The organism is Imperialibacter sp. (genome assembly GCF_040222815.1).
Lineage (GTDB): Bacteria > Bacteroidota > Bacteroidia > Cytophagales > Cyclobacteriaceae > Imperialibacter.
In genome coordinates, this window is sequence record NZ_JAVKCH010000004.1 from 22,500 (window position 1) to 28,818 (window position 6,319).

Annotated in this window: 1 protein-coding gene; it reads left to right on the top strand. The window is 49.0% G+C overall.

The annotated features are described in order from the left end of the window. Positions 1 to 97: 97 nt before the first annotated feature. Positions 98 to 6,319 (top strand): lectin-like domain-containing protein (locus RIF36_RS01425; protein ID WP_350149255.1); only part of this gene is annotated, 6,222 nt, incomplete at its 3' end.

A 6,319-nucleotide genomic window follows, 5' to 3' on the forward strand; every position in this document is an offset into this window, starting at 1 on the left:
AAAGCGCTCAAAGTAAAAAACTATGCTTTTATAGCCTTTGAGTTTATCCTAATAAGTATTTTCAGTTTTGAGAAACGCCACGATTTCGAAAAATACCATGAGACGACACAGCCTAGCCACCTCTGCTTTTGCCCTAATTTTGTTTATATGTACTTCTCAGGCCATGGCCCAGCTGCCAAAAACCGAGGGGAGTCCATTACCGAACACTTCATCCTTTTTCATCCCTGATTACAAGGATGGTTTTGCCACCAGGGGAGACGCATCGGCACTTTCAGAGCGCTGTTACCTCATAACTCAAGACCAGAACAATCGTTTTGGCCGCCTTTGGTGGAACACCAAATTAGATCTTACTCAGCCTTTCAGGCTTGACTTTATCATTTTCGCTGGGGACAAAGACGGCAGTGGCGCTGACGGATTTGGCTTCGTTTTGCAAACAGACCCCAGGGGTTTTGAAGCCACTGGTCGTGCAGGTGGTGGACTAGGATTTGGAGACTATCAGTTTGCCAATAAAATCATTCCATCGGTCGCTATCGAATTTGACACATGGAGAAACACCGAGTGCCCTGGCACCGCTGGTGACGATCCTGCCCACGACCACACGGCCGTGGCCTACAATGGCAATATTTGCGATCCGCAAACAAACGAACTATCTACCAATAAAACGCCAAGAGTACACCCTACTTTCGATAATATTGAGGATAATTCGTGCTACGACTACGTGATTTTGTGGCAGCCCAATGCCGACGGTACGCAAACAATTCAAATGTATGTTGAAGAGCAGTTGAGAATCTCACATACTGCGAATATGATTACGACAGTTTTCGGCGGTATCACTAACGTGAATTATGGTTTTACCGGATCCACTGGCGGCGCCCGCAACGAACAGACCGTTTGTTTGAGCGGGGGTCAGCAGCCACCACTTACTGCCGAGGACAACTTCACCACTCCTCAGAACACAAGTAAATTGCTCCCGGTTAGAGCTAATGATATTGTTCTCAACCCTGATCTGGATTCGCTGTGGACATTTACGATTTTAACTCCCGCAGCTAACGGCTCTTCCTACATTGATGGAGCCACGCTTGACATCATGTATACCCCAAATGTTGGGTTTGCCGGGCTTGACTCCATTCAATATCAAATATGTGACGTGCCAGTTGGCCGTTGCTACAGTCTTTGTTCTCCTGAGTGGGCTTATATTGATGTCCAATGTGTGCCCTACAACTTCATGCTCGATAAATTAACCGACAACGAGCTTTGTGATGACGCACTACCTGACAACGGGTCAGCCAGGGCTTACATTAGCTCCGCAACGGTCACCAGCACCAGTGTCAACATATGGGAAGAGAAATTCAACGACCTGTCGACCAATGCCACGGTGGATAATGGAACGACTTCCTGGAATAAATCCGGGAATGCAAACGGTTATGCGAAGGTTGTTAATAGCAGCGGGAATAAGAGATTCGAAGTAAATGATGCCGATCAGATTATTACATGGACATCAGGAGCCATTACAACGACGGGGTATTCCAATGTAAAAATACAGGCGAGTATCAGTGAGGTGGGTACGCTTGAGGGGAACGATAATGTTAAAGCATTCTACCAGGTGGGAACAGACACCCGGGTGGAATTTTTCAACCACTCTGATGATATCTCTGGAGGCTCAACGTCCGCTTCGGTGACCATTCCCGATGGCAGTTTGGGGTCAACTGTAAAGGTAATATTCGAATTCATCAATAACAGCGGCAGCGAATATTACAGCATTGATGATGTGCTCGTTACCGGAGACTCACCTCCAACCACAACATATATCACTGCAGGCTATACCTTCCGGTGGTACAATGGTGCCCCCGGAACTACTAATGCAGCTGACTTAGTCTATACAGGTGCTACCTACAACACCATGGCTGAAGGCACCTACACGGTGCAAGCAACTTCAACCTACGGATGCGATGCAACACCTCTAACAGTAACTATAGACAAGGTTACTGATGCTCCTGTTGTAGTGATCAACCAGGTGCAGGAAGTAACCAACTGTGCCAGCCCGAACGGAGTACTTGAGGCCTATGTGAATGTTAACGGTGTTCCTACTACAGCCGGTTACACGTTCCTCTGGTATGTGGGTGTGGACTTTACATCAAGTTTTGCCACAGGCCCCACAGCCACCAACCTAAAGGCGCAGAACTATTCTGTCAGAGTAATCAACAACACAAGTGGTTGCGAAGCCGTCGAAGGAGAAACCGTGACCTCTACGCTTACGGCTCCTACCGTTCAGGCCACAGTAACTGCCAATGTGACGAGTTGTACAGCGCCCAACTCAGGTGCCGTGTCCGCAAGCAGCGGAGGTGCTACAGCGGGCTTTACCTTCAAATGGTACAAAGGGTCTAGTATTAAGGCCATTGCAGACTACACGGGAGCTACTGTATCTAATCTGGTGTCAGGGTTTTATACCGTTCAGGCCATCAATTCGTCAGGTTGCGTATCTGAGGGGGTCACTGTTGAGATTACTAATACTTCGGGAGGACCGGTTCTTGAGACAGAATTCACAGAAAATACCTCTTGCCGGGTGGACGGTAACGGAACGATCACGACTACTTCAGGCGGTGCTACGACTGGGTTTACCTTTGAGTATTTTATAGGGCAAAATACGACGAACAGCGTCCCTGCTTATAAGATTACTGGTAACGACGGCAATATTGCTTCATTACTTAAGGGTGGTATTTATACCGTAAAAGTAACAGAGACAGCCACGGGCTGCTTCTCAACTGAAGAAGTAACCATTTCTGACATCCCTTCGACCCTTACTATCGATCCGTCGCAGATCGACCTCAACTCCAATAAGGGGTGCGGACCTACTGCCGATGGTTCTATTGACGCTTCTGCGGCCGTTTCCGGCGGTAGTGGTTCATCTTTTGACTCCAACGGAAACCCGATTGCAATCTCAAGCAGTTCAAATGGAGGCTTTGATCAACCTGATATTTTTGGATCGACCCCATTTGCTCAGTCGTTTGCTGGCGGAACAATTAAAACATACAACCAATCGAATGTACCGGGCTGGCAAACCACATCACCTGATGGAAGAATTGAAATCTGGTCAAGTGGTGCTCAGGGTGTCCCAGCCTATCAGGGCACTCAGTTCGCTGAAATCAATGCAAACAACGACGCCACACTTTACTTTGATGTGGTGACTGTACCAGGTGTGACCATGAACTGGTCGTTTGCTCACAGGGGCAGAGCAGGAACAGATTGTATTGCTCTGTTGATCAATGCACCCGGCGCACCCGACAATCAGATTAATCAATTTTGCACTGGCAACACGGCGTGGAGCCTGTACTCAGGCACTTACGTAGTGCCTGCTGGCCAATATGTGACCAGGTTCTTTTATAAAGCTGTTAGTACGGCGGGCGGAAACAAGTCGGTTGGTAACTTTCTGGATGCCATCACATTTGAGGCAGCTGCTAACACATTCGAGCTTTTCCTGGGAAATGACACCAACGGCGTTCCTATTAGCTCAAATGAAACAGGTGTTTTCTCAGGGCTTGACGAAGGCACCTATTCCATCAAGTTTCTCGATAACCTGACCGGCTGCTTTGTTTCAGCAACTGACCTTGTTGTCAGCCTGGATCAGGATGTGCCCAATACTGTAGTTACTAAGGTCGACAATACCGGTTGTACGGTAGGTGATGGAGAGATTCTGCTGGTTTCGGAATCTCAATTCACACCCGACGGCGAACCGGCGGCAGGCTACAATATGGAGTTATGGCAAGGTGGGGTGAAAATAGATGAAGAGATCGGAGTGATGTGGCAAAATGCTACTCTCAAAGCAAGGCATACTTTCACCGGCCTCCTTAGCGGCACCTACACGGTAAAATCAACCAACCCTGCCAAGACCTGTACCTTCGAGCAGGATGTTACGCTGGATGACCTTTCCGTTGATCCTCAATTTGTGGTGACAGGCACGACCAACGAGCCTAATCATGGGTGCGACACGCCTGATGGCAGGCTTACCGTGCAGGTGGACGACGGCGCTGGTAATTTTGACGACCCTGCTGAATACACGTTTGAATGGTACCTTGGCAGTGTAGTTTCCGCACCAAACCTGCTTGTAAACGGTGTTGACCCTGGGAATGGCTCTACTCCGGCGATTAACAGTAATACTGTTACAGGGCTGGCTGCCGGGTTCTACACCGTAGTTGCCACCAAAACTTCTGCTGGTTCTACTGGTTGCGAGTCTCCTCAATACACCCTCGAGGTTTCTGACGAAAAGACCATCCCGGATATCACCATTGTTGAAGATCAGCCAGACATCTCGTGCGGTGGGGCTGGTACTGCCCAGCTTTCGGCATCAGTAACTGAGAATGGAACGCCGGGCGTAACCGTTGGCTACACATTTGAATGGTTTACCGGAGCAACTGCCGGAACGGCCGGCACCGGTTTTGCAACCGGAACTCAAACTGCCGCTAACCTTTCTGCTGGTGAGTATACTGTGCTGGTTACAAACACGGCGACGGGTTGTGTGAACGACCTTACTTATGAAATTGACAGTAACCCGGTTAAGCCAGTAACAACACTTAATGTTAAGAATCCCAATACAAGCTGTTTGGTTGCCAATTACAATGGCGGAGCAACAGTTAATGTAAGCTTTAATGGAACGCCTGTAGCAAGCCCATCAGCTGCTGGCTACACCTTTGTTTGGCGTGTTGGCAGTGGTACTGGGGGAGCGGTAATTTCTAATGGCAACAATGGCGCTATTGGTGGAAGTGTTACCGGAGCAACAACCGAAACCATTGGTGGTCTTAACGGCGGCCAATACACAGTTGTAGCCACTAACCCAACCACAGGTTGCGAAGCAGATCCTTTTGTTGTTACAATTGTTGACAGCCCCGTTTTGCCAAATATTGTTATCACCAAGCTGTCGGATCAAACAAATTGCGATGTTCCCAACAATGGTTCTCTAAGTGCTGACGTAACAGTAAGCGGTACTCCTCAGCTTGGAGTCGGCTATGCCTTCCAATGGTATGCTGGTGGTTCAGTCAGTGGTGCTGTACTTACAACGAACCGTCAGATAGATAATTTAGCTGCTGGTACCTATACCGTAAGAGTTACCAATCAATCGACTGGTTGTGTGCAGGTGGCTACAAGCTCTGTTGCTCAGGTTTTGGCAGATATCGATGGAGCCGGAACCAAGGCTGACTCGGAAGACTGCTCTGGCAATGGCAGTATCACTATTACCAGTGCCTCCATAACAACTTCCGGGGCACCTGTGGTAGCTAATACAGAGGCGGCTATTCTGGCGAGCTACAACCTCACATTGCAGGATGCATCCAACGCCGACATCACCGACTCAGACACTGATGGTTCTGCGACTTTCGGTGGCTTGATGCCTGGCACCTACTATGTAGTGATTACCCACAAATCTTCCAGCTGCGACTCTGAAACATTGCAGTTCGACATCGCCGACAATGCGGTATCACCTACGCTGTCGATCGCAGAAGATCAGCCTTCTTCAATTTGTCCGGGTGGAACGGGTGGTGATGGAGAAGCTACAGTAACTGTGACCAACGCTGGCGGCGGTACTGATTACACTTATAAATGGCATACCGGCACAGACACTTCAACCCCCATCGACCCGGTGCTTAATACTTCAGCAGAAACAGCTACTTTGACGGGTGTTGCCGCCGGATTTTACACTGTGTTGGTAACGGACAATGCCTCTCTTGGTGATGGCTGCTTTGATACGGAGACGGTGGAAATTACAGCAGCCCCCCCTACCATTGCTGTGGTTGCCACAACGGTGAATGCTAATAATTGCCCCACACCGAACAACGGCTCGTATACCATTACTTCTGTTACTGAAGATTCAGGATCAGGTGCCACCGTGGTCGCTGCTGTGAATGCCTATACTTATGAGTTCTTCAACAATGGTGGGGCTGTCATTCAGGCGGCTTCAACAACTGCTACCATCACAGGACTTGCTGTCGGAAACTACTCGGTGGTTGTTAAGCGCACTTCTTCACAGTGTAGCTCTGCTTCTATTCCGTTCTCTATCGCCGACGACTCTGAAGCGCCTGACCTTTCTATAAGCGTGGACGACAATACAGTTTGTACCGGTGGCGGAAACCCTGTCGGTGGTGCTGATATCACCATCAACAACCCATCCCCTCTTGCAAGCTATACTTACACCTGGTACCTGGGTGATACACCTGGCGATGCTGCTGCTCCCGGAACGATTGAGTTTACTGCCAATGGTCAAAACTTTGGTAATGGTTCTAATGCGCAAGGCTTCGGCACTGCTTCTATATCAGGACTGGCAGCAGGTGAC